Annotated in this window: 1 protein-coding gene and 1 pseudogene; both read right to left on the reverse strand. The window is 35.4% G+C overall.

Annotated features, from left to right (window positions below; all coding sequences use genetic code 11):
- Positions 1-156: 156 nt before the first annotated feature.
- The gene (gene spoVAE / locus ACTHW2_RS10060; protein ID WP_442263790.1) at positions 157-513 is read right to left on the reverse strand and encodes a stage V sporulation protein AE; all 357 of its coding nucleotides are present in this window, start codon (positions 511-513) and stop codon (positions 157-159) included.
- Between the two features lie 14 nt (positions 514-527).
- Positions 528-966 (reverse strand): annotated as a pseudogene (locus tag ACTHW2_RS10065) (stage V sporulation protein AD); the annotation flags it as partial.

The raw sequence follows: 966 nt of genomic DNA on the forward strand, positions 1-966 counted from the left end.
TAATAACGATAATCAAGGCAATAACGATAATCAAAATAATAATGGTGGGGGCGACAATAATATCACCCCACCTCCTGAAAATGAAGAAGAAAATAATGGTAATAGTGAAGACGAAGAAGAATAAATTAAAACAAAGAGTTAGGTCAATAGATTGACCTAACTCTTTGTTTTTGGATTAAATATTATAGCCATAACATATCCAAATATTATAGCTGCAGCAATCCCTCCTGATGCAGATTGCAAGCCTCCCGTAAAAGCTCCTATAACTCCATCTGCTTTTGCTCCTTTTATTGCTCCTTGAGAAAGTGCATATCCAAATCCTGTTATAGGTATTTTAGCACCTGCTCCTCCAAATTTTGCTATTGGTTCATATATACCAAGCCCTCCAAGTATAACACCTGTTGTCAAAAAGCTTACTAAAATATGGGCAGGAGTAAATTTTGTTCTGTCTAAGATTATTTGGCCTATAACACATATAATACCTCCTACTAAAAACGCCTTTAAATATTGCATCTATATAATACCTCCTACTCTCTATTAACATTTATGGTAACAGCATGACATATAGAAGGGATAGATTCACCCTGTTGAGTTATAAGTGCCGAATGTAGTGCTCCTGTTGCAGCAAATAAAACTCTTCTAAATCTACCACGCTCTATCTCTTTTAAAATATAACTATTAAATACAGTAGCAGAACATCCACATCCACTTGCTCCTGCATGGGTATCTTGCTTTTTTGAATCAAAGATTTCTGCACCACAATCTGTAAATATTCCTTCTAAATCATATCCTTCTTCTTTCATTAAATCTATTACTATTGATTTTCCTATATTTCCCAAATCCCCTGTTATAATTAAATCATAATCAGAAGGTTTGAACCCAGTATCCTCAAAGTGATTCATCAGTGTATCCATAGCAGCTGGTGCCATTGCAGCTCCCATATTGGATGCATCCTTTACCCCAGGG

This window comes from Tissierella sp. (assembly GCF_052089545.1).
Classification (GTDB): Bacteria; Bacillota; Clostridia; order Tissierellales; family Tissierellaceae; genus Tissierella_A.

Excerpts from the sequence above, each read along its gene's own strand:
- spoVAE (WP_442263790.1), bottom strand. The coding sequence starts at position 513 with ATGCAATATTTAAAGGCGTTTTTAGTAGGAGGTATTATATGTGTTATA.